23 protein-coding genes are annotated in these 24,864 nt (G+C 70.4%); 16 read left to right on the forward strand and 7 right to left on the reverse strand.

The window, feature by feature from the left end:
• Positions 1–168 precede the first annotated feature (168 nt).
• The 10 genes from AB0I22_RS34515 (at position 169) to AB0I22_RS34560 (ending at position 12,060) form a co-directional block, all read left to right on the forward strand.
• Positions 169–1,632, forward strand: coding sequence for a tryptophanase (locus AB0I22_RS34515; RefSeq protein WP_363134942.1), 1,464 nt, complete (start codon positions 169–171; stop codon positions 1,630–1,632).
• Positions 1,629–3,329 (forward strand): tryptophan 2-C-methyltransferase, encoded by a 1,701-nt coding sequence (gene tsrT / locus AB0I22_RS34520; protein WP_363134943.1) that lies wholly within the window; start codon positions 1,629–1,631, stop codon positions 3,327–3,329. The genes AB0I22_RS34515 and tsrT overlap by 4 nt, the downstream gene beginning before the upstream one ends.
• A gap of 482 nt (positions 3,330–3,811) precedes the next feature.
• Complete coding sequence (abc-f, locus tag AB0I22_RS34525; RefSeq protein ID WP_363134944.1) at positions 3,812–5,446, forward strand: ribosomal protection-like ABC-F family protein; 1,635 nt, start codon at positions 3,812–3,814, stop codon at positions 5,444–5,446.
• Between the two features lie 99 nt (positions 5,447–5,545).
• Complete coding sequence (locus AB0I22_RS34530) at positions 5,546–7,336, forward strand: ABC-F family ATP-binding cassette domain-containing protein (protein WP_363134945.1); 1,791 nt, start codon at positions 5,546–5,548, stop codon at positions 7,334–7,336.
• A gap of 149 nt (positions 7,337–7,485) precedes the next feature.
• Positions 7,486–8,280, forward strand: coding sequence for an MBL fold metallo-hydrolase (locus AB0I22_RS34535; RefSeq protein ID WP_363134946.1), 795 nt, complete (start codon positions 7,486–7,488; stop codon positions 8,278–8,280).
• A gap of 38 nt (positions 8,281–8,318) precedes the next feature.
• Complete coding sequence (locus AB0I22_RS34540) at positions 8,319–8,909, forward strand: TetR/AcrR family transcriptional regulator (protein ID WP_363134976.1); 591 nt, start codon at positions 8,319–8,321, stop codon at positions 8,907–8,909.
• 305 nt (positions 8,910–9,214) lie between these two features.
• Complete coding sequence (locus AB0I22_RS34545) at positions 9,215–9,907, forward strand: hypothetical protein (RefSeq protein WP_363134947.1); 693 nt, start codon at positions 9,215–9,217, stop codon at positions 9,905–9,907.
• Positions 9,908–10,247: 340 nt separating this feature from the next.
• Positions 10,248–10,487: a hypothetical protein gene (locus AB0I22_RS34550; RefSeq protein ID WP_363134948.1), complete on the forward strand. Its 240-nt coding sequence runs from the start codon at positions 10,248–10,250 to the stop codon at positions 10,485–10,487.
• 47 nt (positions 10,488–10,534) lie between these two features.
• On the forward strand, positions 10,535–11,293 hold the full coding sequence (locus tag AB0I22_RS34555) for a DUF2637 domain-containing protein (RefSeq protein WP_363134949.1): 759 nt from the start codon (positions 10,535–10,537) through the stop codon (positions 11,291–11,293).
• 125 nt (positions 11,294–11,418) lie between these two features.
• On the forward strand, positions 11,419–12,060 hold the full coding sequence (locus AB0I22_RS34560) for a DUF4291 domain-containing protein (RefSeq protein WP_363134950.1): 642 nt from the start codon (positions 11,419–11,421) through the stop codon (positions 12,058–12,060).
• 139 nt (positions 12,061–12,199) lie between these two features.
• Here AB0I22_RS34560 and AB0I22_RS34565 read toward each other — a convergent pair whose 3' ends face one another.
• On the reverse strand, positions 12,200–12,793 hold the full coding sequence (locus AB0I22_RS34565) for a TetR/AcrR family transcriptional regulator (RefSeq protein ID WP_363134977.1): 594 nt from the start codon (positions 12,791–12,793) through the stop codon (positions 12,200–12,202).
• Between the two features lie 241 nt (positions 12,794–13,034).
• On the opposite strand from AB0I22_RS34565, the gene AB0I22_RS34570 reads away from it, so the two are divergent.
• On the forward strand, positions 13,035–13,973 hold the full coding sequence (locus tag AB0I22_RS34570; RefSeq protein WP_363134951.1) for an alpha/beta hydrolase: 939 nt from the start codon (positions 13,035–13,037) through the stop codon (positions 13,971–13,973).
• Between the two features lie 143 nt (positions 13,974–14,116).
• Here AB0I22_RS34570 and AB0I22_RS34575 read toward each other — a convergent pair whose 3' ends face one another.
• Positions 14,117–14,743, reverse strand: coding sequence for a LysE family transporter (locus tag AB0I22_RS34575; protein WP_363134952.1), 627 nt, complete (start codon positions 14,741–14,743; stop codon positions 14,117–14,119).
• A gap of 158 nt (positions 14,744–14,901) precedes the next feature.
• Between AB0I22_RS34575 and AB0I22_RS34580 the strand changes: the two genes are divergently transcribed.
• From AB0I22_RS34580 to AB0I22_RS34600, 5 genes are all read left to right on the forward strand, one after another.
• Positions 14,902–15,861 (forward strand): LysR family transcriptional regulator, encoded by a 960-nt coding sequence (locus tag AB0I22_RS34580; RefSeq protein WP_363134953.1) that lies wholly within the window; start codon positions 14,902–14,904, stop codon positions 15,859–15,861.
• 129 nt (positions 15,862–15,990) lie between these two features.
• Positions 15,991–16,338, forward strand: a complete 348-nt coding sequence (locus AB0I22_RS34585; RefSeq protein ID WP_363134954.1) for a hypothetical protein — start codon at positions 15,991–15,993, stop codon at positions 16,336–16,338.
• A gap of 342 nt (positions 16,339–16,680) precedes the next feature.
• Positions 16,681–18,231 (forward strand): SDR family oxidoreductase, encoded by a 1,551-nt coding sequence (locus AB0I22_RS34590; RefSeq protein ID WP_363134955.1) that lies wholly within the window; start codon positions 16,681–16,683, stop codon positions 18,229–18,231.
• A gap of 78 nt (positions 18,232–18,309) precedes the next feature.
• A complete protein-coding gene (locus tag AB0I22_RS34595; RefSeq protein WP_363134956.1) occupies positions 18,310–19,680 on the forward strand; it encodes a deoxyribodipyrimidine photo-lyase in 1,371 nt (456 codons plus the stop codon).
• A gap of 176 nt (positions 19,681–19,856) precedes the next feature.
• Positions 19,857–20,165: a hypothetical protein gene (locus tag AB0I22_RS34600; protein ID WP_363134957.1), complete on the forward strand. Its 309-nt coding sequence runs from the start codon at positions 19,857–19,859 to the stop codon at positions 20,163–20,165.
• Between the two features lie 88 nt (positions 20,166–20,253).
• Here the strand turns inward: AB0I22_RS34600 and AB0I22_RS34605 are convergent, their stop codons facing one another.
• The 5 genes from AB0I22_RS34605 to AB0I22_RS34625 all read right to left on the reverse strand — a co-directional run bounded on the left by AB0I22_RS34605 (position 20,254) and on the right by AB0I22_RS34625 (position 24,615).
• A complete protein-coding gene (locus AB0I22_RS34605; RefSeq protein WP_363134958.1) occupies positions 20,254–20,466 on the reverse strand; it encodes an EF-hand domain-containing protein in 213 nt (70 codons plus the stop codon).
• 147 nt (positions 20,467–20,613) lie between these two features.
• Positions 20,614–21,243: an N-acetylmuramoyl-L-alanine amidase gene (locus AB0I22_RS34610; protein ID WP_363134959.1), complete on the reverse strand. Its 630-nt coding sequence runs from the start codon at positions 21,241–21,243 to the stop codon at positions 20,614–20,616.
• Between the two features lie 530 nt (positions 21,244–21,773).
• Complete coding sequence (locus AB0I22_RS34615) at positions 21,774–22,277, reverse strand: ATP-binding protein (RefSeq protein WP_363134960.1); 504 nt, start codon at positions 22,275–22,277, stop codon at positions 21,774–21,776.
• A gap of 262 nt (positions 22,278–22,539) precedes the next feature.
• Entirely contained in the window at positions 22,540–23,307 is a 768-nt protein-coding gene (locus tag AB0I22_RS34620) for an enoyl-CoA hydratase-related protein (RefSeq protein WP_363134961.1), read from the reverse strand.
• A 90-nt stretch (positions 23,308–23,397) separates the two neighbouring features.
• Positions 23,398–24,615, reverse strand: coding sequence for an Ig-like domain-containing protein (locus AB0I22_RS34625; protein WP_363134962.1), 1,218 nt, complete (start codon positions 24,613–24,615; stop codon positions 23,398–23,400).
• Positions 24,616–24,864 lie beyond the last annotated feature (249 nt).

Genomic DNA, 24,864 nt, shown 5'->3' on the forward strand with positions numbered 1-24,864 from the left:
GAGATCGCTCTCTACAGGCGATCGCCCCCGACAGGAGATAGCCGTCGACAGGTGATCGCAGCCGATCGGCGTTAGAGTCGTACATAGAATTCCCATAAGTCCGCGCATTGCTTGATTCCGACCGGTCTCCCCCTCCGGTGAACCTATTCGGCGCAATGGAGTGCGGTGATGGAACCGTTTCGTATCAAGGCCGTGGAGCCTATCCCCTTGCGTACCGTCGAGGAGCGGGAGCAGATTCTGGCCGAGGCCGACTACAACGTTTTCCGTGTGCATTCCTCCGATGTCACCATCGACCTGCTGACCGACTCGGGAACGACGGCCATGTCGGCCAAACAGTGGGCCTCCATGTTTCTGGGGGACGAGTCCTACGCCTGGGCCTCGTCCTATGAGCGGTTCGAGCGGACCGTGCGGGAGCTGACCGGCTTCCCGGAGGTCATCCCCATTCACCAGGGGCGCGCGGCCGAGCGGCTGCTCTTCACCATGCTGCTGCGTCCCGGCCGGATCACCGCTGCCAACGGCCATTTCGACTCCACGCGCGCCAATGTCGAGCTGCTGGACTGCCAGGCGCTGGATCTGCCGTCCCCCGAGGCCGCCGATCTCGTCAGCGAGGCGCCTTTCAAGGGGAACATCGACCTCGACCGGCTGCGGGAGCTGCTGGACGGCCCGGCCGGCGGGCAGGTGGCCGTGGTGATCATGACGGTGACCGACAACGGCGGCGGCGGCCAGCCCGTGTCGCTGGAGAACCTGCGGTCCGTACGGGAAATGTGCCGGCGGTACGAGGTGCCGCTGCTGCTGGACGCGTCGCGGTTCGCCGAGAACGCTCACCTGATCATCGCGCGGGAACCGGGCCAGCAGGGCCGCACCCCGCGTGAGGTGGCGCGCGCGATGTTCGATCTCGCGGACGGCTGCTGGGCCTCGCTGAAGAAGGACGGCATGGCCAACACCGGCGGTCTCATCGCGCTGCGCGATCCGGAGACGGCGGCGCGCTGCCGTGAGCTGCTGACCACCTCGGAAGGGTTCCCGACCTACGGAGGGCTCGCGGGACGTGACCTGGAGACCTTGGCCCAGGGGCTGCAAGAGGTCACCGACCCCGCCTACCTGGCGCACCGGGCCGACACCGCGGCGTGGTTCGCCGACGCTCTGTCCAAGGCGGGCCTCCCCACCCTGCGGCCGGCCGGCTGCCATGCCGTCTACGCCGACGCCGGGCAGCTTCTGCCGCATATCTCCCCCGCGAACTTCCCCGGCCAGGCGCTGGTCTGCGAGCTGTACCGGCTGGCAGGGGTGCGCACGGTGGAATTCGGCACGCTGACGTTCGGCCACGACGGCCAAGAGGCCCAGCACGAGCTGGTGCGGCTGGCGCTGCCGCGCCGCGTCTACACCCGCTCGCACCTGGAGTACGTGGTGGAGGCGGTGAGCGACCTCGTCGGCCGGGCCGGGGAGCTGACCGGCTTCACGATCACCGGCCCGGAGCCGCCGATGCGGCACTTCACCGTCAAACTCATCCCGCTTCAGGGAAACCAGGAAGGCCAGGAAGACCACGGGAACCAGGTAGGCCACGCAAGCCAGGAAGACCCGGAAAGCCAGGAAGACCCGGAAAGCCAGGGAGACCAGGAAGGCAGGGACCCCCAGTGACGCGCCTGATCACGCTGATCAACCCGAACAAGGTCCACCCGCCCATCACCCCGTACGCGCTGGACGTCCTCACCACCCAGCTGGAGCGGCACGGCTACACCGCGGAGGTCGTGGACCTGTGTTTCGCGCGGGACGCCTGGCCGGAGCTGCTGGAGGAGTACTTCACCTCACGCCCGCCGCCGCTGCTGGTGGGGACCTCGATGCGCAACACCGACACCCTCTACGCGCAGCAGCAGCGCGTCTTCCTCCCCGAGCACCGGCAGATCGTGCGGAAGATCCGCTCCCTGACCTCGGCGCCCCTGGTGGGCGGCGGGGTGGGGTTCTCCACGATGCCGTTCGCGTGCGTGGACTACCTCGGTCTGGACTACGGCGTCAAAGGTCCGGGGGAACGCATCCTGGTGGACCTCGCCGACCGGCTGTCCGACCACGCCGATCCGTCCTCGGTGCCGGGCCTGCTCGTCAACCGGGGGAACGGCCGGGTGACTCGTTCCGCCACCCCCGATCCCGACACCCCCCTGGGCGGTGTGGGGGAGGTCGGCGCCGGGCAGTCGCGCGCCTGGCAGGTCGACACCGACTCCTCCTACACGCGACGCTCCGGCGACCGCTGGAAGGTCGACAACCTCGGCTACTACGAACGCGGCGGGCTGGGAAACATCCTCACCAAGAGCGGCTGTCCCTACGCGTGCGCGCACTGCGTGGAACCCGACGCCAAGGGCACGTCGTTCGCGAAACGGTCCGTGCACGCGGTGGTCGACGAACTGTCCAGGCTGGTGGACCAGGGGGTGTGCGACGTGCACACCGCCGACTCCGAGTTCAACCTCGCCATCGCGAACACCAAGGCCGTTCTGCGCGAGATCGGCCGCCGCAAGGACACCGCCCCCGACTCTCCACTGCACCGGCTGCGCCTGTGGATCTACGCCCAGCCCAAGCCCTTCGACGAAGAGTTCGCCGAGTTGCTGGCGGCGGCCGGCTGCGTCGGGGTGAATGTGGCGCCCGACCACGTGCGCGACGACATGCTGGACGGCTGGAAGGTCACCGCCAAGGGAACCCGCTACTACACCTGGTCCGACACCGAGAACCTGGTGAAACTCTGCAACAAGTACGACATGGCCTGCATGGTGGAGGTCCTGGCGGGGATGCCGGGAGAGACCTGGCCGACCCTGCGCGAGGCCATCGACCGCACCCTGGCGCTGGACGCGACCGTGTCCGGGTTCAGCCTGGGGCTGCGCTGCTTCCCCTACCAGCCGCTGGGCCAGTGGCTGGCCCAGGAGAGCGCGGGCGTACGGCACGTACCCGGCACGCAGTCCGACACCGCCACCGAACCCATCGTGCTGCGCACCGCCGACCAGTGCCACTCCCCCGTGGAGTACGAGCGGCAGTTCATGTTCCAGTCCGACGGCACCGTCCGCCCGGTGTGCTACTTCTCGACCGGCCTCCCCGAGGACCCCGCCACCATGGCCGACCCCGCCGGACGCTGGCTGCACACCGTCGAGTTGATGTGGGAGCACATCGACCCCGCCGACTACCCGCGCGTCATGCTGCCGACCGCTCCCGGCAGTTCCAAGGACGACAACAACTACGCCGACAACCCCTTCCTCACCGCGCTCACCGCCATGGGATACCGAGGCGCGTTCTGGGCGAAGTGGAGGGAACGCGACGCCATCCTCGCCGAAGCCGAGCGGCGGGGGATCGCCTGACGGCCCGGCGCGCCGCCATCCGCACACGTGCGAGCCCCGCCGACTGAGCCCGTACGGGCCCTGAGCACGTACGGGCCCTGTCGCCAGCGCACGTACCGGCGGCGGCACCACCTGCGTACGTACCGGCGGCACCACCCGCGTACGTACGGGCTGCCCGTCCCCGGAGTCGGAGGCCGGTCGGCACCGCGCCCGGCCGTCGAAGGGCCCCCGGGCCCGTGCCCGTACAGCCGGGCGCCCGTGGTATATCCGGCCCCGCACCCCCTGCTGTTACGCTGGCAGAGACCTTGATCGTGCGTTGAGTCGAGGAGCCCAGACATGGTGGTGGACGACGACATCTCCGGGTGATACCCGGACCCGACAGGCCACCGGCCGGTGCGTGGAAGCGCCGCCGTCGTGGTCTCTCTGTCGTCCCCTCCTCCCCTGTCTGCCGCCGGGGCAGAAGTGTCTTCCGCGCCCCGGCCCCCTCCCACGAGGTCACCTCCATGTCCGACGCCTTCGTCGTCTGCTCGAACCTGTCCTTCGCCTGGCCCGACGACACCCCCGTCTTCCAGGACCTGTCCTTCACCGTCGGCTCCGGCCGCACCGGCCTCGTCGCACCCAACGGCGCCGGCAAGAGCACGCTGCTCAAGCTGATCGCCGGTGAGCTACGGCCCAGCGCCGGGTCGGTCTCCGCGGCCGGCACTCTCGGCTACCTCCCGCAGAGCCTCCCCCTGACCGGCGATCTCACGGTCGCCGAGGTGCTGGGCGTCGCCGCGGTCGTCCAGGCCATCGACGCCGTGGAGTCCGGGGACGTCGACGAGAAGCACTTCACGACCATCGGCGACGACTGGGACATCGAGGAACGCACGCGCGCCCAGCTCGACCGCCTCGGTCTGGCCGACCTCGCCCTGGACCGGGGGTTGAGCACCCTCAGCGGCGGTCAGGTCATCTCTCTCGGTCTCGCGGCCCAGTTGCTGAAGCGGCCCGATGTGCTGCTGCTGGATGAGCCCACCAACAACCTCGACCACGATGCCCGGCACAAGCTCTACGACGCCTTGGAGGACTTCAACGGCTGCCTCCTCCTGGTCAGCCACGACCGCGCCCTGCTCGACCGCATGGAACGCATCGCCGAACTCGACCGGGGTGAACTGCGCTTGTACGGGGGCGACTTCACCGCGTACGAGGAGGCCGTGCGGGCCGAGCGGGAGGTCGCCGAGAAGAAAGTCCGCAACGCCGAGCAGGAGCTGAAACGGGAGAAGCGGGAGTTGCAGCAGGCCCGCGAGCGCGCCGAACGCCGGCAGAGCAACGCCGCCCGCAACCTGAAGAGCGCCGGTCTGCCCCGTATCTTCGCCGGCAACATGAAGCGGGGCGCGCAGGAGTCCGCGGGCCGGGCGGGCCAGGTGCACGCCGGGCGGGTCGGCGAGGCGAAGGCCCGGCTGGACGAGGCCGGGCGCGCGCTGCGCGAGGACCAGCGCATCACGCTCGACCTGCCGGACACGGACGTGCCCGCGGGGCGCAATCTGTTCCTCGGCGAGCGGCTCCACGTACGCCTCGGCGACAAGGACGTGTTCGCCGGTCAGGGCGTCGACCTGACCGTACGGGGCCCCGAGCGCATCGCGCTGACCGGCCCCAACGGCGCCGGCAAGAGCACGCTGCTGCGCCTGCTCCACGGCGACCTGACACCGCGCGGCGGCACGGTCAAGCGGGCCGACGGCCGCATCGCCTACCTCTCGCAGCGCCTCGATCTGCTGGACCCGGATCGTACGGTCGCCGAGAACTTCACCGACTACGCCCCCGAGCGGCCGGAGGCGGAGCGGATGAACCTGCTCGCCCGCTTCCTCTTCCGCGGGCCCCGGGCGCATCTGCCCGTCCGGGTGCTGTCCGGAGGCGAGCGGCTGCGCGCCACCCTGGCCTGCGTGCTGTGCGCGGAACCGGCTCCGCACCTGCTCCTGCTCGACGAGCCGACGAACAACCTCGACCTGGTCAGCGCGGGCCAGTTGGAGAGCGCCCTGAACTCCTACCGGGGGGCCTTCGTGGTGGTCAGCCACGACGAGCGGTTCCTGCGCGAGATCGGCGTGAACCGGTGGCTGCGGCTGGCCGCCGGGGAGCTGACGGAGACGGCGGCCCCTGAGGTGTGAGCCGACGGCGTGTCGAACCGGCCCGCGTACGAGGCATTCCGCCCCGCGGGCCGCACATCGATCGTGTTGGACGGACACCGATCACGTTGGACGGACCCCATGCCTCAGCCCGCTCTGCTCGCCCATGACCTCATCCGCACCCTCGGCGACCGACGGGTGCTCGACGGTGTCTCCCTGACCGCCTCGCCCGGCCGCCGCATCGGGCTGATCGGGGAGAACGGTGTCGGCAAATCGACCCTGCTGCGCCTGTTGGCCGGCGCGGACGAGCCCGACTCCGGCAGCCTCACACGCCCGCCCGACCTGGGCTTTCTTCAGCAGGAGATGCCGTACGACGCCGACGCGACGATCGCCGGAGTACTCGACGACGCCCTGTGCGAGGCCAGGGAGGACCTCGCCGAACTGGAACGGCTGGCCGAGCGGCTCGCGCGGACCGCGCAGAACGCGCCCGAGTACGCCGGCCTCCTCGACGCGTACGGCGTACGGCTCGAACAGGCCCGGGAACGGGAGGCATGGGACGCCGAGCGGCGTGCCGCGCTCGTACTCGACGGCCTGGGCCTCGCCCCCTTCGAACACAACCGGAGGCTCGGGACCCTCTCCGGCGGCCAGCGCGGCAGGCTCGCACTGGCCGCGCTGCTGGTGCGGCGGCCCTCCGCGCTGCTGCTGGACGAACCGACCAACCATCTCGACGACGGCGCCGCCGCCTTCATCGAGGAACAGGTGCGCGCCCTGCCCGGGGCCGTCGTCCTGGCCAGCCACGACCGGGCCTTTCTCGACGCCGTGTGCACGGATCTGATCGATCTGGACCCGGCGGTGGACGGCCCGGTCCGCTACGGCGGCAACTACAGCGCGTATCTGGCGGAAAAGCGTGCCGAGCGGGACCGCTGGGAACGGCGCTGGGCCGAGGAACAGGAGGAACTGGCCGCGCTGCGGGTCTCCGCCGGGACCACCGCGCACCGCGTCGCACCGGACCGGGGGCCTCGCGACAACGAGAAGATGGGCTACGGCCGCCGAGCCGGCCGGGTGCAGCACCAGATCTCCCGGCGGGTGCGCAACGCCGCCCGCCGCCTGGAGGCGCTGGAACGCTCCCAGGTCGGCGAGCCGCCGAAGCCCCTGCGGTTCGAGAGCACCGGGCTCGCCGCCGCGCCCTCGGCGGAGGGCGACGGTCCGCTGGTGTCCCTGGACGGCGTATGGGTGCCGGGTCGGCTCGCGCCGGTGAGCGCGGAGCTGTCGGCGGCCGACCGCCTGCTGGTCACCGGCGGGAACGGGACCGGAAAGTCGACTCTGCTGGCCGTACTCGCCGGGCGGCTCGCGCCCGAGGGCACGATGCGGCGGCGGCACGGACTGACCGTGGGGCTCCTCGCCCAGGACACCGTCTTCGCCCGGCCGGAGCGGTCCGCCCGGGACACGTACGAGCTGACGCTGGGCGCCCGGCGGGCCGAGGCAGTACCGCTGGGCTCGCTGGGGCTGATGCACGAGGCGGACCTGGACAAGCCGGTCGGCCGGTTGTCGGTCGGCCAGCGGCGACGGCTCGCGCTGGCGCTGCTGGTGGCGCGCCCGCCGCAGTTGCTGCTCCTCGACGAACCCACCAACCACCTGTCGCCGCGTCTGTGCGACGAGTTGGAGGCGGCCTTGGGGCCCGGTTCCGGCGCGGGAGGCTCCGGCTCCGGCGCGGGAAGCTCCGGGGGCGTTGCGGGAAGCTCCGGCGCGATCGTGCTGGCCAGCCATGACCGCTGGTTGCGGGAGCGCTGGCAGGGGCGGGAACTCCAGCTCCACACCGGCTCTGGCCGCTCGGCCACCGAACGCTCGTACAGCGCCGACCACCACCCTCTCACCGCCGTAAGTCGCGGCACCAGCAGGGGATTTGACCAGGACAACGGCCGAAAGGACTGACAGAGTCGGCCCGCGGGCCACGCACACCCCAAGGCCAGAACAGCCATTCTGGTAGGGTCAGAATGGCCATTCTAAGAATGGTCATTCTTGGGGCTCTCGGCTCCGACACGCCCGTTTCGGGCACCCCCGTGAAACGCGAAGGAGTAGCTGTGCGACTGCGACGTATGGGATGGGCGGGCGTCGAGCTCGAACACGACGGTCAGACGCTGGTCATCGACCTCATCGAGGACGCCTCACCGCTGTTCTCGGACGAGAGGTTCCCCGAGGCGTCACGCCCCGGGGAGACGACGGCGGCGCTGGTGACGCACCTGCACTCGGACCACGCCGACCCGGTGGCGATCCGGAAGGCGCTGGCCGCCGGGGCGCCGACATACCGGCCCGAACCGTTCCCCGGATCGGGCGACGATCTCAAGTGGACCTGCGAGACCGAGGATTCGTTCCGCGAGCACGGCATCGCGACCGAGGCCGTACGGCCGTGGGAGGAACGCACCGTGGGCCCGTTCCGCATCGCGGCAGGTCCGTCCATCGACGGGCTGGGCGACCCGCAGCTCTGCTGGGTCGTCGAGTGCGACGGAATCCGCGTGTTCCACGGCGGAGACACGATCTTCCATGGATTCTGGTGGGCGATCGCGCGCCGCTTCGGGCCCGTGGACATCGCGTTCGTCCCCATCAACGGCGCGATAGTCGAGCTCCCCCACCTCCAGCCGCCGAGCCCCTTCAACGCCTCGATGCTGCCGGAGGAGGCGGCGGTCGCGGCGCACATCCTGGGCGCCCGTACCGCGGTCCCCATCCACTACGACACGCTGCACAAGCCCCCGATCTACATCGAGACCCCGCGAGCGGTCGAGCGTTTCGAGGAGCGCGCGACCGAACTCGGGATGACCCCGCTGGTCACGACGCCCGGCGAGTGGTTCACTCCGCAGCAGCCGGCGCCAGTACACTAGAACCAGCGTTCTAGTACGGGAGGGTTCCGAGGTTGAGAGTGGACGACGACGAGGCGCGGGCGCGCGTACTGGAGACCGCCGAAGAGCTCTTCTACCAGCGCGGCATCCACGCGGTGGGGATGGCCGAGGTCCGGGACGGCGCGGAGGTGTCGCTGGCGCGCCTCTACAAGCTCTACCCGTCCAAGCACCACCTCGCCGCCGCCTACTTGCGGACGCACGGCCGGCGGCTGCGTACGCGGCTGGCCGAGTCCGTCGAACGGGCCGCCCCGGCCCCGGACGGCTCGCGGGCGCGGCTGCTCGCGGCGTTCGACAGCCTCCAGGAAACCATCGACGCACCGGACTTCCGGGGCTGCGCCTTCGTCAACGCCTGGGCCGAACTCGGCGGGCGCGGAGCCGAAAGCCATCCGCTGGTGACCGAAGCGGTGCGGGAGCACAAGACGCTGTTCCGCGACTACCTGATCGGGCTCGCCGAGGACTACGACGACCCGCGGGCCGTCGGCGAGAGCATGCACGTACTGGTGGAAGGGGCCCTGGTGACGTCCGCCATCCTGGGCGCGCGCGCCGCCGACCAGGCCCGCGGCGCCGCGTCGGCCGTACTCGCCACAGCCGAGGCCGCGCACAAGGCGTGAAACTCCGTCGGCAGCCGCCGAATATCGACACGCAGCAGCCGACCAAGGCGCTCCCACTCGCCGGATGAAAATCCATTCGGCGCGGAATCGCGCGGCCGAGCCCGGCGTCCGTCACATGATCTTTGCGGCGCGGGTGTCATCGAGCGGCCATAATAATGAATACGCCCGGGAGCACGCCCCGCCGCCCGGAGGAATTCCCCACTCAGCGCCACCGCCGTCCCGAAACGGGCGTACCCGCGATTCCGCTGATTCGTTATCGCGGACATGATCCTTAGCACGAACCTCCGGTTGAGGAGTGAGTTCCCGTGGCCGTGAGCTGGGCGAAACGAATCGCCACCACGGAGCCCGCGCCGAAAGTCGTCCGTTACGCCCGGTACCTCGCGCCCCATTGGCAGGGGTTGCACCGGATGGACAGCGAGAACGGGATCGGCCTGATTCCGGCTGTCGCGTTCTTCGTCACGGTCGCGGCGATTCTGTTCGGCGCGGGCGGCGCGGGCGCGGCCTTCCTCGTCGACGCGGCCCTGGGACGCCACAGCCTGTCCCGCTGCTGGGCGGCGTTCGACGCCGCGGCCGCCGCGGCGCTCGCCGTCTCCTACTGGCTCGTGGGCCGGTACGGGCTGCGGTTCTACGATGCCGATCCGGCGTCCAACGACCTGTGGCGGCTGGCCACCGTCGCCAATACCGCCTGGCGCTCCCTGCCCCGCGCCCACAGAACCGCGCAGAAGCCGCGTCTGCGCGCCGCCAATACAGCCGCTCGCATCCTGCTGGCGGACCCGGGCGACGCCCGGACCCGCCAGACCCTCAGCGTGCACGCGGACGCCTTGCGGCAGCTGTCCGTCACCGTTCTCACGGACGTCCGACGCGGGCAGATCGAACAGAGCGAGGAGACACCCTCCGCCTTCATGGCACACCCCGCGGACCCGGGGACCGTTGACGAGGCCGCCCCTACCACTTCGTCACCGACGAATCGCATCATCAGAATGCGCGCACAGTCGTGATCCGACACCACGCGACGCCTGGTACAACAGCGCGAACGCGTGGTGCGGACGAGGCTCGTACGGGCGGGGCTGGTACGGAGTCGACGGGGGACGCCTGATCCCCCCCCCCAGAGCAGACCGTCCACGGCCCACAGTCCACGTCCCACAGCAGCCCACGAACCACAGCCCACACCCCACCCGAAAGCTTCATCCGAGAAATTTGATAATCACTGGGATATTGTGAATTAAGTAGAACCAATGGATCCGAATGGCCGATATCTGATTCCCGGCAGTCGTCGTTTCAGTGGTTATGACAGATATCGCCCATGCTCCCCACCCTCCTGTTCGACCGACTCGATCCATGGGCAAGTGGCTCCTCAAGCCGATCACGGCTCCCTCGACCGTTGACCGCCCCGCGTCGTCCTACCTGGCATGCGGGAGCGAAGAGGTCCGACTGGAGCACTCCGCCGACCTTGTGGAGCGCCTGCTCGCCGAACTGGACCGCATCGAGGCCGCTCTGTGTGCGCGGACGCTCATCGCGGGCCCTCGCCCGCCCGCGGGACCACCGCCCGTGTACCGGCCCCTGCCGGTCGCGGTCTGAGCGCACCGCTCCCGTTCCGCACCCCTTACTCACAGCACGGAGTCACCGTGTACGACCCCAACGTCTCCCCCTTGTTCCAGCCCTCGCCCACCGACGCGCACTGGGCCTCCGAGCCGCGGTACGGCCTGGGCGACGGCCCGCTCTTCAACGGCGCGGCCCCGCACGAAAGCCTGGCGGACGCCTGTGACGCGATCGCCGCGACGAACGGCACCTACCTGGACGCCGAGCTCGCCGACCTGCTCAGCACCGCCGAACACCCGCCCGTGGCCGCCGACGTGCCGCACGCCGCCGCCCCGCACAGCCACCGCAAGGCCACCTGTCTGCCCTCCCGCCGCGACGGCGAGGGCGGCCGGGCCTGGAAGCGGCTGCTCGGCCTCGTATCCATCGCGCTGACCACCGTGCTCGTGGCCGCCGTCGGCATCCTCGGCGCCGCGGCGTCGTACCCGGCGCTGCACGGTCTCGCCAGCGGCGTCGCTCCCGGCGGAGTCGCGCTGCTGTGGCCGCTGCTCGTCTACGGGCCGTGGCTCGCCGCCACCCTCTCGATCCTGCGGGCCCGCGCCTACCGGCGCCGCACCGCCCACTCCTGGTGCGTCATCGTCCTCTTCGCCGCCATCGCCATGGCCCTGTGCATCATCCACGCCCCCACCACCCCGGCGGGCATCATCGTGGCCGGACTGCCACCCGTGACCGTGCTGCTCTGCTTCCACCAGCTCATCCGCCAACTCGACCTCACCCCCGGCCCCACCCCGACCACCCGCCACGCCTCCACCGCCCGCGGCGCCCACCGCCAACGCGTCACGGGCTGAGGAATCCATTCAGCAGACGGTGCGTCGTTGCGTCCGTGCGTCCGCGCACGGCGCCGCGCGGTGAGCGGGTCGGGGGAGGCGTAATTCGATGGCATACGCCGAACGGTGCGTCCACCCTGGTCCTCATGGCAGAACCCAAGTACCGCGTGCGCGCCGTGCACACAGACTCAACGGTCACCGTCTACCAGGCGTACGCACCGGAGATCGGCCTCCCGGCGGCGCGGGAGGGCCGATTCCCGGCCGCGTGGAAACGCGACCGGATGACCTGGATCAAGCCGTCGTTCCTGTGGATGATGTACCGCTGTGGCTGGGGCGCCAAAGAACGCCAGGAAACCGTCCTCGCCGTGGAGATCACCCGTGAGGGCTTCGAGTGGGCGCTGGAAAACGCCTGCCTGTCCCATTACGAACGCGGCCTCCACGCCGACCACGCGACGTGGAAGCGCCGGCTGACACAGGCTCCGGCCCGTGTGCAATGGGACCCCGAACGCGACCTGCGCCTCCAGCCCCTCCCCCACCGCTCCCTCCAGCTCGGCCTCACCGGCGAAGCCGCGCGGCTCTACGCCGACGAGTGGACCGTCTCCATCACCGACGTCACACCGCTCACCCATGCGGTCCACGCGCACGTACGCACCGGGGACCTGGACGCCGCACGGCGACTCCTGCCCCGCGAACGGCCCTACCCCGTGAACGAGGAGACCTTGGCTCACCTGCTGGCGACGCCTGAAGCCACTCCCGCGGCGATCACCGGCTCCGACACCCGCTCTTAAGACGACACCCGCTCTTGAGACCGGGCCCTGCGCGCCCCGGGCGCCAGGCCGCGCACGCCTCGACCTCATGAAGTGACGGCGCGTACCAGGCTGCGCGTACCAGACTGTGTGTACCAGGCCCGGGAGTCCGACGGCCGCATCAGGTCCGGTACGCGCGCAGCGCCTGCGACAGCGCGTCGACGGTCACGCCCACGATGGCCAGGAGCTGCGCCGGGCTCGCCCCGGCCCTGCTCATGACGGCGAGCGACTGGTTCACAGCCGCCGCGTGCACAGCGAAGGTCTCGGCGTCCCGGTCGGCCAGTCCGCCGGCCTTCAGCGCGGCGCGCAGGCGCAGGAGCTGGAAGCCGAGCGCCTGCTCGGCGTGGGCCGCGACGTTCGGACTCAGCACTGGAATCGCCATGGCCGACTGCGCGATCAGGCATCCGTCGGGCAGCTCGGGATCGGCGATGCGATCGAGAGTGACGCCGAAGAACGCACGGACGGCGGCAACGGGTTCCGAGGCCGCACACGACAGGGCTGCGTCGTACTTCTCGCCGTAGCGCGCGGCGTAGAGATCCAGGCAGCGCAGGAAGAGCGTGTCCTTGTCGCCGAGGGAGGAGTAGATGGAACTGCGGTTCAGGCCGGTCACCCGGGACAAATCACCCAATGAGGTGTCGGCGTAGCCGGCGCGCCAGAACTGGATCATCGCGGCGTCGAGCGCCGTGCCCATGTCGAACTGCTTCTTGCCTGCCACGCGGTACTTCCTTGCCGATGCGTCGATGGTTCGGGCTGCGCTGCGTACCATCCTATCTTGAACCAATCAGTTCAAGATGAGTTAGCCTTCAAACGTGGTCATCGCCAGGCAGGCCGCGCACTTCGCGACCGCGCCGTCGTGCCACACCGTCCCGACCGCAGACCGCAGACCGCACGCCTGACGCCTGACACCTGACACCTGACACCTGACACCTGACACCTGACACCGATGGAGGACCCCCGTGACCGGCCCAGCAACCAGCACTCCGCACGTCTCCGAAAGCAACCCCATCCGCGACCTCCCTCTACAGGATCTGGCCGGATTCACTCACCGCTGGATCGACGCGGACGGCGTCCGTCTCCATGCCGTCGAAGGCGGACGGCCGAACGGCCCGGCCGTCGTCCTGCTCGCCGGATTTCCGCAAACCTGGTGGGCCTGGCGGAAGGTGATGCCCGGCCTCGCCCACCGGTTCCGCGTCATCGCGATCGACCTGCCGGGCCAAGGCCACTCAGAGCGCCCGGAGCACGGCTACGACACGCACACGGTCGCCGCGTACGTCCACACCGCCGTGAAGGCTCTCGGAGTGTCGACCTACTCCCTGGTCGCCCACGACATCGGCGCCTGGGTCGCCTTCTCCCTCGCCCTCGGCTTCGAGAGCCACCTGCGCGGGGTGGCCCTGCTCGACGCCGGAATTCCCGGTATCACTCTCCCGGAGTCCATTCCCACCGACCCGGACCGAGCGTGGAAAACCTGGCACTTCGCGTTCCACCTCGTGCCCGACCTGCCCGAGACGCTGCTCGACGGCCGCGAACGCGAGTACGTCGGCTGGTTCCTGAAGGCGAAGGCCCTGTCTCCCGACACGTTCGACGACGCCGAACTCGACCACTACGCGGCGGCCATCGCCGCCGACGGCGGTCTGCGCGCCTCGCTCGCGTACTACCGAGACGCCGCGGAATCGACGCGCAAGAACCGCGAGGCGCTCAAGCGGCGCCACCTGACCGTGCCCGTCCTCGGAATCTCCAGCAGCCACGGCTCCATTCCGGACATGGCCGCCTCCATCAGCCCATGGGCCGACAACACCACCCGCATCGTCGTGCCCGACGCCGGACACTTCATCCCCGACGAGCAGCCCGAAGCCATCGCCGCCGCGATAACAGACTTCATCGCCGACGACGACTGACACCCGCCGAACCCACCCGGCCGCGTCGCCCAAGGCCGCGCGATCTGTGAAAGCGCTGCCCATGCGATCGGCAGATGCCGCGCTTTTCTTTGAAGACGAAGCGGGGCCGCTGGGCCGCAACGGCTCGGGTAGGGCTTGCCTCGTCAGCCCGAGAGCGCGATTTTCGTCGCCAGCGCGACGATGAGAGCGCTGGACAACAGCGCGGTGACAGTGCGGCCTCGTTGGCTCGTCAGGAAGCGGCCCAGTATTGCCCCTCCCCCGGCCAGGAGGAGTTGCCAGCTGCCGGAGGCCGCGATGATGGCGGCGACGTAGACGGTTTCTTCCGCCGGCGTACGTCCGTGGGATTGCCTGCCCAGAACCAGTGCCACAAAGTAAATGGCCGGCCAGGGGTTCAATGCCGTCAGGCCGAGGAATGCGAAGTAGGAGTGCAGGGGTTTCATCCGCTCCGGTTCGGACTTTCGGGCCTCGTGGATATCGTGGCGCTGCTTCAACGCCGACACTGCGATGCGAATCGCCATTCCGATGAGGATCAGCGCGGCGACCGAGCGCAGCGGTCCCGCGAACGGCGCGACCGCGGTGGCCAGTGCGCTTCCGCCCAGAACTGCCGCCACGGCATAGAAGGCGTCGGCTGTGGTGGCGCCGATGGCAGCGGCGGCGCCTACTCGGAACGACGTACGGGCCGTTGTATTGATCATGAGCACAGCCACCGCGCCCACCGGTACGGAAAGACCGTAACCCGCCCACATTCCAGCGATTATGGACTCGGTCATGAAATCCCATAACGATCGGGAGATTCACTTCGGGGCGGATTCCATCCGATGCGAATGGCAGGCGGATAACCGGTCGTCAAAGTCATGTGATCAGTCTCACCGGAATGAACTTCCGGGTCCATCGAATCTTTCCGAACAGTATCGTGTTGTCTGGTCGAATGATCGACTCTCGGCTACAGACCCTGCGCGTGCTGAACGAGGAGAAGACCATCACCGCGGCCGCAGCGGTGCTCCATCTCTCCCCCTCCTCCGTCTCGCAGCAACTGCGTCAGCTCTCCGCCGACCTCGGCATCGAGCTGTTGGAGCATTACGGGCGCAACGTGCGGCTCACGGCCGCCGCGCGGACCCTGCTCGGCCACGCACACACCCTGTTCGCCCAATGGGAGCGGGCCTGCGGGGACCTGGCCATGCACCGGGAGGGCGAGGCCGGGGAGCTGCGGGTGTCCGGGGTGGCCACGGCACTGGCTTCGGTGGTGGCGCCGGCCGTCGCGAAGCTGCGGGGCCGGTATCCGCAGATGTCGTTCCACCTCGGCGAAGACCCTGACGAGGACCGTTTCCACCTGCTGCTCATGGACCGTACGGACATCGCCGTCGTCATCCCCGCGTCGAGCACCCCGGCGCCCGACGACGAGCGGTTCGAGCAGCATCCTCTGCTCGAAGAGCCGCAGGATCTGCTCGTTCCCACGGGCCACCCCTTCGCCGGATCGGGGTCCGTCGCGCTGGCGGACGCCGCCGGGGAGGACTGGCTGCGGGCGGGCGACCCGCGGGACCAGCACCAGCTGTTCGTCACGGCGTGCGCTTCAGCGGGGTTCGCGCCTCGGGTCAGGCACGGCGCGGTCGACTGGAGTGCGGTGGCGGCGCTGGTCGCGCAGGGCTTCGGGATCTGTCTGGTGCCGCGCCTCGCGGCCGTCCCCGACAGTTTCGGCGTCGTCAGGGTCCGGCTGCACGGCGAACCCACGCCCGTACGCAAGGTGGTGGCGTGCGTCCGTCGGGGCAGCAGTGCCGTGCCCACGATCGCCCGCGGACTCGACGCCCTCAGGGAAGCAGCGTCGGACTGGCAGCTCTCGGCAGGCTCGGGCCGCCGGTGGCACGGGCACGTCAGTGGGCCGTACGGGTGAGCAGGGACGATTCTGCTTGACCCCTTCGGGTGAAGCAGGGCTTTTTGAACACTGACTTGGGCAACGTCGAGGAGCCATATCACCGCCTCGAACCAACTCGAACCAACTCGAACCAAAGGGGTTGCCCTCGTGCGTATTCGAACCTTCACGGCCGCCGTCGTCAGTGGACTTGCGCTGCTCGCCGCCGTGCCCGGCTCCGCCTCCGCCGCCGAAGGGCAGTTCCGGTACACGTACAAGACCACCGAGGGGTACGAGGCCGTCGGATTCCTCAACGACCCGCGGAGCGGGAAGTGCATCAACCTTCACGGCGTCGGCTCCGACTCCCTTCCGCCCGGATACTCGCCGAAGAACCGGACGGACCGGACGGCCACCGTCTTTCTGCACGCCAACTGCGCAGGCGGGGAGTACTTCTCCTTGCGTCCGCACACCGGTGGCGGCTCGGAGCGGCTGAAGGTGCGTTCGGTCGTATTCTCCTGAGCAACTGAGGACTGAGCGACTGAGCGGCTGAGCAGCCGCCTCCCCCGGACGCCTGCGCCCGGGTCCTTCCCGTCGCGGACGTACCGCTTCGGCCAGGGCCCGGGCGCAGGCAGTAGGGGGTGCCCTGTTCGTAGATCCGCCGGGTCCGTGACCGCTGGGTCGCCCCGGATACGGGACCGGGCGGCCTCGTCCGAGAGGCGGAAACGCTTCCGGCGCGAGACGGTGAGCATGAGTACAGGCATCGGGCGCGACAGCTCCCGAGGAGTGCCCGAGGAGTGCCCGAGGAGTGCCCGGGGAGTGCCCAGGGAGTGCCCGAAGAGCATGTGACGGACGGCGGAGACCATGAGTGACGGCGGATCGCGGCGCTGCCTGGTGACGGGCGCCACGGGCTACATCGGCGGCCGGCTCGTACCCGAACTGCTGGCGGCCGGGCACCGGGTGCGCTGTCTGGCCCGGTCCCCGCAGAAGCTGCGCGACCATCCCTGGGCCGACCGGGTCGAGGTCGTACGCGGCGATGTCACCGATGCCGACTCGGTCGGCGACGCGCTGCGCGGCATCGAGGTGGCGTACTACCTGGTGCACGCCCTCGGCACCGGTTCCGGGTTCGAGGAGACCGACCGCCGGGCCGCCCGTGTCTTCGGCGAGCAGGCCCGTGCGGCGGGGGTGCGGCGCGTCGTCTACCTGGGCGGCCTCACCCCGGCGGGCGTCCCGGACCGGGAGCTCTCCCCCCACCTGCGCTCGCGCGCCGAAGTGGGCCGGATTCTCCTCGGCTCCGGCGTACCGGCCACCGTGCTGCGCGCCGCCGTCATCATCGGGTCCGGCTCGGCGTCGTTCGAGATGCTGCGCTACCTCACCGAACGGCTGCCCGTGATGGTCACCCCGAGCTGGGTGCGGACCCGGATCCAGCCGATCGCCGTCCGGGACGCCCTGCGCTACCTCGTCGGCAGCGCGACCATGCCCGACGACGTCGCCCGCTCCTTCGACATCGGCGGCCCGGAGGTCCTGACCTACCGGGACATGATGCGCCGGTACGCGGCCGTGGCCGGGCTGCCGGACCGCCTCGTCGTGCCCGTACCGATGCTCTCGCCCGGGCTGTCCAGCCACTGGGTCGGCCTGATCACCCCCGTGCCCCGGTCCATCGCCCGGCCGCTCGCGGAGTCCCTGCGCCATGAGGTGGTGTGCGCCGAGCACGACATCGCGCGGTACATGCCCGATGCCCCCGGCGCGCCCCTCGACTTCGACGCGTCCCTCTCCCTGGCGCTCCAGCGGGTACGGGACGCGCAGGTCAGCACCCGCTGGTCGTCGGCGTCCGTACCCGGCGCGCCCAGCGACCCGCTGCCCACGGACCCCGGCTGGGCGGGCGGCAGCCTCTACACCGACCGGCGCGAACGTACCGTCGAGGCCCGCCGGGATCAGCTGTGGCGGGTCATCGAGAGCATCGGCGGCGACAACGGCTGGCACTCCTTCCCGCCCGCCTGGGCGGTACGGGGCTGGCTCGACCGGCTGGTCGGCGGGGTGGGGCTACGACGCGGGCGCAGGGACGCCCAACGGTTGCGGGTCGGGGACTCGCTGGACTTCTGGCGGGTCGAGGAGATCGAGCGCGGCCGGCTGCTGCGACTGCGCGCCGAGATGCGGCTGCCGGGGCTGGCGTGGCTGGAGATGTACGCGGACGAGGACGACGCGGGGCGGACGCGGTACCGGCAGCGGGCCTTGTTCCACCCGCGCGGCCTGCTCGGACACGCCTACTGGTGGAGCGTGGCGCCGTTCCACGCCCTGGTCTTCGGCGGCATGGCCCGCAACATCGCCCGTGCGGCCGAGACGTCGGACGAGGAGGCCGAGCGTCCAGAGCCTGCGGATCGAGAGGGAGCCGCACGGAGCCGACCGCGCCCCTGACCGTATCCGGCCCGGGGCCATTCCCCCAGGCCCATTTCCCAAAGCCCACACCCCACCCGGCATAAGGAGCCCGCTCGCGTGAGTGTTTCCGTGGTGCTGTTCACCTCCGACCTGCGCGTGCACGACAATCCGGTGCTGCGCGCCGCGCTGCGCGAGTCCGACCAGGTCGTGCCGTTGTTCGTGGTGGACGACGGGGTGCGCGACGCCGGGTTCGACGCGCCGAACCGGCGCGCGTTCCTCGCCGACTGCCTCGCCGACCTGGACGCCTCGCTCCGCTCGCGCGGCGGTCGCCTGGTGCTCCGCCGGGGCGACGTGGTGGACCGGGCGTGTTCCGTCGCGGCGTCCGTACGAGCGTCCCGACTGCACGTCGCGGCCGGGGTGAGCCGCTACGCGCTGCGGCGCGAGGAGCGGCTGCGGACCGCGCTGGCGGAGGCCGGCTGCGAGCTCACGGTGCACGACGCGGTGGTGACGGCCATCGCGCCCGGCCGGCTGACGCCGTCCGGCGGCGATCACTACGCCGTGTTCACGCCGTACTTCCGGCGCTGGAGCCAGGAGGGCGTACGGGCCGCGGTGGGCGCCCCGCGTACGGTGCGCGTGCCCGACGACGTGTCCAGTGAGCCGCTGCCGTCCCGCGCGAAGGTCACCGGGGTGTCCGAGGGGCTGGCCGAGGGCGGTGAGACGGAGGCTCGGCGGCGGCTGACCGCGTGGTGTTCCGGCGGTCTGGCCCGGTACGAGGCCGGCCACGACGACCTGGCGGGCGATGCCACCTCCCGCCTCTCGCCGTATCTGCACTTCGGCTCGGTGTCGGCGGCCGAGGCGGTCCAGCGGGCGCGACGGAAGCCGGGGCCCGGCGGCGAGGCGTTCGTACGGCAGATCGCCTGGCGGGACTTCCACCACCAGGTGCTCGCCGCCCGGCCCGAGACGTCCGCGGCCGACTACCGGCCGCGGGGCGACCGGTGGCGCGGGGAAGCCGGGGAGATCGCGGCCTGGCGTACGGGGTGTACGGGCTATCCGCTGGTGGACGCGGCGATGCGGCAGCTGCGGCACGAGGGGTGGATGCACAACCGGGGCCGGATGCTGGCGGCGAGTTTCCTGACCAAGACGCTGTACACGGACTGGCGGGTGGGCGCCCGGCACTTCCTGGACCTCCTGGTGGACGGGGACATCGCCAACAACCAGCTCAACTGGCAGTGGGTGGCGGGCACCGGCACCGACACCCGGCCCAACCGGGTGCTCAACCCGGTGACGCAGGGCAAGCGGTTCGATCCGCGCGGCTCGTACGTGCGCCGGTGGGTGCCGGAGCTCGCGGAGGTGCCGGACCGGTACATCCACGAGCCGTGGCGGCTGGAGGAACAGGGCGGCGCCCCGGACGGCTACCCGGCTCCGATCGTCGAACTGTCCCGCGGCCGCGACCGTTTCGAACGGGCTCGCAACGCGTCGGACGGCTGAGCACGCGACCTGCCGCCCCGGCCTCCGCCCCTCTGTTCCGGCCGCTGTCCCTCTGCCCTCTGGCCCTCTGTTCCGGCCCCTGTCCCTCTGCGCCGCCCCTGCTCGTACCGCCCGAGCGGCAGGCGGCGCGGTCGGCGGGTGGGGCGTTGTCAGTGGTGGCGCGTACGCTCCGGAGCATGAGTTACGCAGACCTGCGCGAACTCCAGAGCGCGCTCAGCACCGCCTCGGACATCGCCTTCTCGATCGAATCCGCGCCCGCGGCGCACGAGGCCGACCAGCTCGTCGACGCCCTGCGCCGGGCGCTGGCCGCCGCGACCTCTCTCGGAGCGGGCGGCGGGGCCACGGGCTGCCCTGAGCATCCGCGAGGGGCGGTGGACCCGCTGTTCGGCGACAAGAACGACCCGCTGCCGCAGGGGTGGGGCCGGTGCCTGCTGTGCAACGACCGGCGGCGGCGGGCCAGCGCACAGCGCCGGGGCTGGCGCTGACCCGCACCGGCGCGGCGGTCGGCGGTTGACGCCGGCCCGCACCGGCGCGGCGGTCAGCGGTTGACGCCGGCCCGCACCGGCGCGGCGGTCAGCGGTTGATGGCGGCCCAGAACTCCTCGAAGGACAGCACGCCGTCGGCGTCGGCGTCCTTGGCGTTGATGACGGCCTGGGCCACGCTCTCGGTGACGTAGGGGTCGCCCAGCTCGGCCATCACCTTCTTGTACTCGGCGGCGGTGACCAGCCCGTCGCCGTCCTTGTCGTACCGCTCGAACGCTGTACGCGCAGCCTCGATGTCCGCCACGGGTCCACCCCTGTCTGTGTACTGATCCCAAGCCGGTGTGCTTGTCCGACCGGCACAGATTAGCGGTAGCGCCGGGCGCCGCCGCGGGGCGGACGCCGCCCGGAGCCCCGGCTCCGGCGGACGGCTCCGACGGGCGGCACCGACGGGTCAGGCCGCGTTGACGAGCCGCATGTACCGGTTCCAGTCCCAGTACCGGCCGGGGTCGGTGTGGTCCGTGCCGGGCACTTCGACATGGCCGATGATGCGGCTGCGGGTCTTGGGGATGGAGTACCGGTCGCAGATGGCCGCGGTGAGCGTCGCCGAGGCGCGGTACAGGGCGTCCGTGAAGTACTCCGGCTTGTCGACCCAGCCCTCGTGCTCGATGCCGATGCTGCGGGTGTTGTGGTTCCAGTTGCCGGCGTGCCAGGCGACGTCCTTCTCGCGGACGAACTGGCCGATGTAGCCGTCGGCGGAGGCGATCGCGTAGTGCGCGGAGACCTTCGAGGACGGGTCCTTGAAGATCTTCATCGTGTTGGGGAACGTCGCCTGCGTCACGTGGATGACGACGAAGTCGAGCGGGTACGCGGTGGGGCGGTTGGAGACCGTGTAGTTGGCGGGGCTGGCCGGGATCCAGTGGAGCGGCGGGTAGGACGGGGCGGGCTTCGGCGCGGCGGACGCGCTGTGGTCGGCCATCCGGGCGGCGGCGGTGAGGCCGAGGCCCGCGGCGCCGATGAGGGTCGAACCGCGCAGAAGGCGCCTGCGGGACAGGCCGGGTCTGTGGTGCTCTTGCTCTGCCATGCGTTCTCCCGAGTCCGTAGCTGCTGGTACAGGCAGGTACATGCCACTCACTGGCGCCCCTCCATGCTGAGGTTTCAACGACTCCACGCCAAGAACCGCACGGCACGGAGAGTTTCCTCCACCCCTCTTATGGGAGGCAATTCCGTTGAGGCGAAGGGGAATTGGACACGGGCGTTCTGGGCGGCGGCGTGTCCGCCGTCCAGCGCTCCATAATCCCGAATGTCGCAACCAGATTCCCTTGGCTACATATCCATTCACCCATTGTTTGCAAGGCTCGTGTCACACGTCACCTTTGATTCACTTTTCTTTTGTCTAGTTTGGTGCGGTATTTTACGACTATGGCCCATTAGCGGGACAGCGCACCGTCTGCCATAGTCGGTCTCACGACCCCCATTGACCCGGGCAAGGTCGACCACAACGCCGTGGACAACACCCCTTTCGTCCGCGGCGGCACACAGAGGCCCCCGCACCGCCGCAAGACGACGGATGGGGGCCTCTGTGTTTCCGGACGCGTTTCCCGCGCGCCGGGGTCAGCGGTCGCCTGCGCGCATCTCGAACCAGGTCGTCTTGCCGCGCGGCAGCAGGTCAACCCCCCAGCGGTCCGAGAGCTTGTCCACCAGAAAGAGGCCGCGACCGCTGATGTCGAGCTCTCGCACCGGCATCAGGCAGGGCAGCCCCCGGGAAGGGTCACGGACCTCGATCCGTATCCAGCCGCGTCGCCGGAGTATCCGCAGCCCGAAGGAGCGGGCGCCCGTGTGCCGGACCGCGTTGCCGACGAGTTCGGACACCAACAGGACCGCGTATTCGGAGAGTTGAGGAGAAAGCCCCCACTTGCGCAGCACCACGCACTGGGTCAGCCGGCGGGCGGAGGCCGCGGATTCGGGGCGGGAGGGCAATCGCACCTCTTGGGTCGCCGGATCGCCGAACAGCTCGAACGCCCTGACCGTCAGTTCATCGTCGACGGCCGGCGTCCACCGCGCCCCGGCCATAGCGGCTCGCGGCTGCGGCTGCCCCATTTCCTCCAAGCCCGCCATGGCACCATCATGGCCGTCAAAAAGACCCCCCGGGGTGGAACGGGGGGATTCATGCGGCCGGAATCCGCCGTTCCACGCAACCCTCCCGACATATGCCAACGGCAGTTAATCTCTTGCATCACCCCGCTGACCTGCGGTGACTTTTCACGCATGGAAGATCACCAAACGTCCGCGGGAGGGGAAAATTAGGCTGGCGCAAGCCCGGGATAATTCCCCCGCAAGGAGCACGGCACGTCGAGCACTGCCCATAACTCACAAGGGATCAGCGGAACTTGGCCTTGCCGGGACCGTCCTCGACAAAACTCCGCATCCCGGTCTCCCGGTCCTCCGTCGCGAACAGCCCGGCGAACCAGCCGCGCTCGATGGCCAGCCCGGTGTCGATGTCGGTCTCCAGCCCCGCGTCGACGGCCTCCTTGGCCGCGCGCAGCGCGATGGCGGGCCCCGCGGCCAGCCGGGCCGCCCACGCGTGCGCCTGCTCGTAGACCTCCTCGGCCGGTACGACCCGGTCCACGAGCCCGAGCGTCAGCGCCTCGTCGGCCCGCACCTGGCGGCCGGTGAAGATCAGGTCCTTGGCCTTGGACGGGCCGACGAGCCGGGACAGCCGCTGGGTGCCGCCCGCGCCGGGGATCAGGCCGAGCAGGATCTCGGGCTGGCCGAGCTTGGCGTTCTCCGCGGCGATCCGGTAGTCCGCGCAGAGCGCCAGCTCGCAGCCGCCGCCGAGCGCGTAACCGGTGACGGCCGCGACGACGGGCTTGGGGATGCGGGCGACGGCGGTGAAGGCGCCCTGGAGGTCGCGGGCACGGGCCACCATCGCGGCGTGGTCCATGTTCCGCATCTCCTTGATGTCCGCGCCGGCCGCGAACACCTTCTCCCCGCCCCAGATCACCACGGCGCGCACGTCCTCGCGCCGCGTCGCCTCCTCGGCGAGCTCGCGCAGCCGGTCCTGGGTGGCGGCGTCCAGGGCGTTCATCGGCGGGCGGTCCAGGCGGATGGTACCGACGCCCTCGGCGGCCTCAAGATGCACAGTCATGGCAGCAGGTTAGCTGCCGTTAACGCCGCGCGCGCCGGTGCCTTCGGTCACATGGACCCGGCCGCCCCGCCCCATCCCGTCCCGTCCCGCTCAGCGCCGGTTCCAGTCGGCCCAGGACATGTTCCAGCCGTTGAGGCCGTTGTCCGGCTGAACGGTCCGGTCCTTGGAGTTCTTCACGATCACGACGTCGCCGATGAGCGAACTCCCGTAGAACCAGGCCCCGGGGGTGGACCGGTCGCCCCCGCCGCGCTGGTCGGAGAGGCCGACGCAGCCGTGGCTGGCGTTGACCGATCCGAAGGTGCCGGCCCCCGACCAGTAGTTGCCGTGGATGAAGGTGCCCGAGTTGGAGAGCCGCATCGCGTGCGGCACGTCCTTGATGTCGTACTCGCCGCCGAAGCCGACCGTCTCGCCGTTCATCCGCGTCACGTCGTACTTCTCGCTGATCACCATCTGGCCGTTGTACGTGGGGTTGGAGGGGCTTCCGGAGGTGATCGGGATGGTCTTGACGACCTTGCCGTCACGCTTGACGGTCATCTCCTTGGAGCTCGCGTCCACCGTGGACACCTGGGAGCGGCCGACGGTGAACTTCACGGTCCGCGTCTGGGTGCCGTACACGCCGGGCCGGCCCTCGATGCCGTTGAAGTCGAACGACAGCGTCACCTTGGTCCCCGCCGCCCAGTACTTCTCCGGGCGGAAGTCGAGCCGGTCGTTCCCGAACCAGTGCCCCTTGACCGGCACGGACGGCTCGGCCATGACCTTGATCGCCGACTCGACGGCCTTCGGGTCGGTGATGCCGCGGTTGAACCGGAGCGAGACCGGCATGCCGACGCCGACCGTCGAACCGTTCTCCGGGGTGTAGTAGCCGACGAAGGTGTTCTTCGGCGTGAGCGTGGTGAAGGTCGAGTGCTTGGCGGACTCCCGGCCGTCCTTGTCCCGCGCGACGACGTCCACCGTGTACTTGGTGGCGGCGCCCAGGTGCCCGGTCGGCGTCCAGGCCGTCCCGGCGGCGGCTATCTTCCCGTCGACCTCGTTCCCCTTGGAGTCGACGACCTTCACGGTCTTCAGCGTGCCCTTGTCGGCGGTGACCCTGAGGGCGCCGCTGGTCGCGGCGTCGGCCGTGCCGTCCTTGGGCACGATGGTCACCACGGCCCGCGACTCGGCCTTGTCGCCGAGCTTCGCGCCCGCCTTCTTCCCGTCGTCCGAGCCGCCGCCGCCCCCGCCGCACGCGGTCACCAGCAGCAACAACGCCCCGAGCAGCAGTGCCACCAGGCCCTGCCGCCGCCTCCCCGATCCCGGCTGCGCATCCAAAGCGGTCGTCTCCCCTCGAACGGCCCGCGGCCCCGCGGTATTTCAGCGGCGCGCCACACCGCGCCTGGCGATAGGTAACCACAGGGCACTGACAGATCACCTTCCGCGAATGTCACCGTTCGGTCCCAAGTGGGGCCGCTGGTAAGGGCCGTGCGAACGGGCGTGCTGGGGCGTGCCCGGAAGGCGTGAACCGTACGGTCCGCTCCGGGCCCCCGCCCGGCGCCGGGACGCGACGGCTCGCCGCCCGCC

Origin of the sequence: Streptomyces sp. NPDC050610, assembly GCF_040654875.1 — a bacterium.
GTDB lineage: Bacteria > Actinomycetota > Actinomycetes > Streptomycetales > Streptomycetaceae > Streptomyces.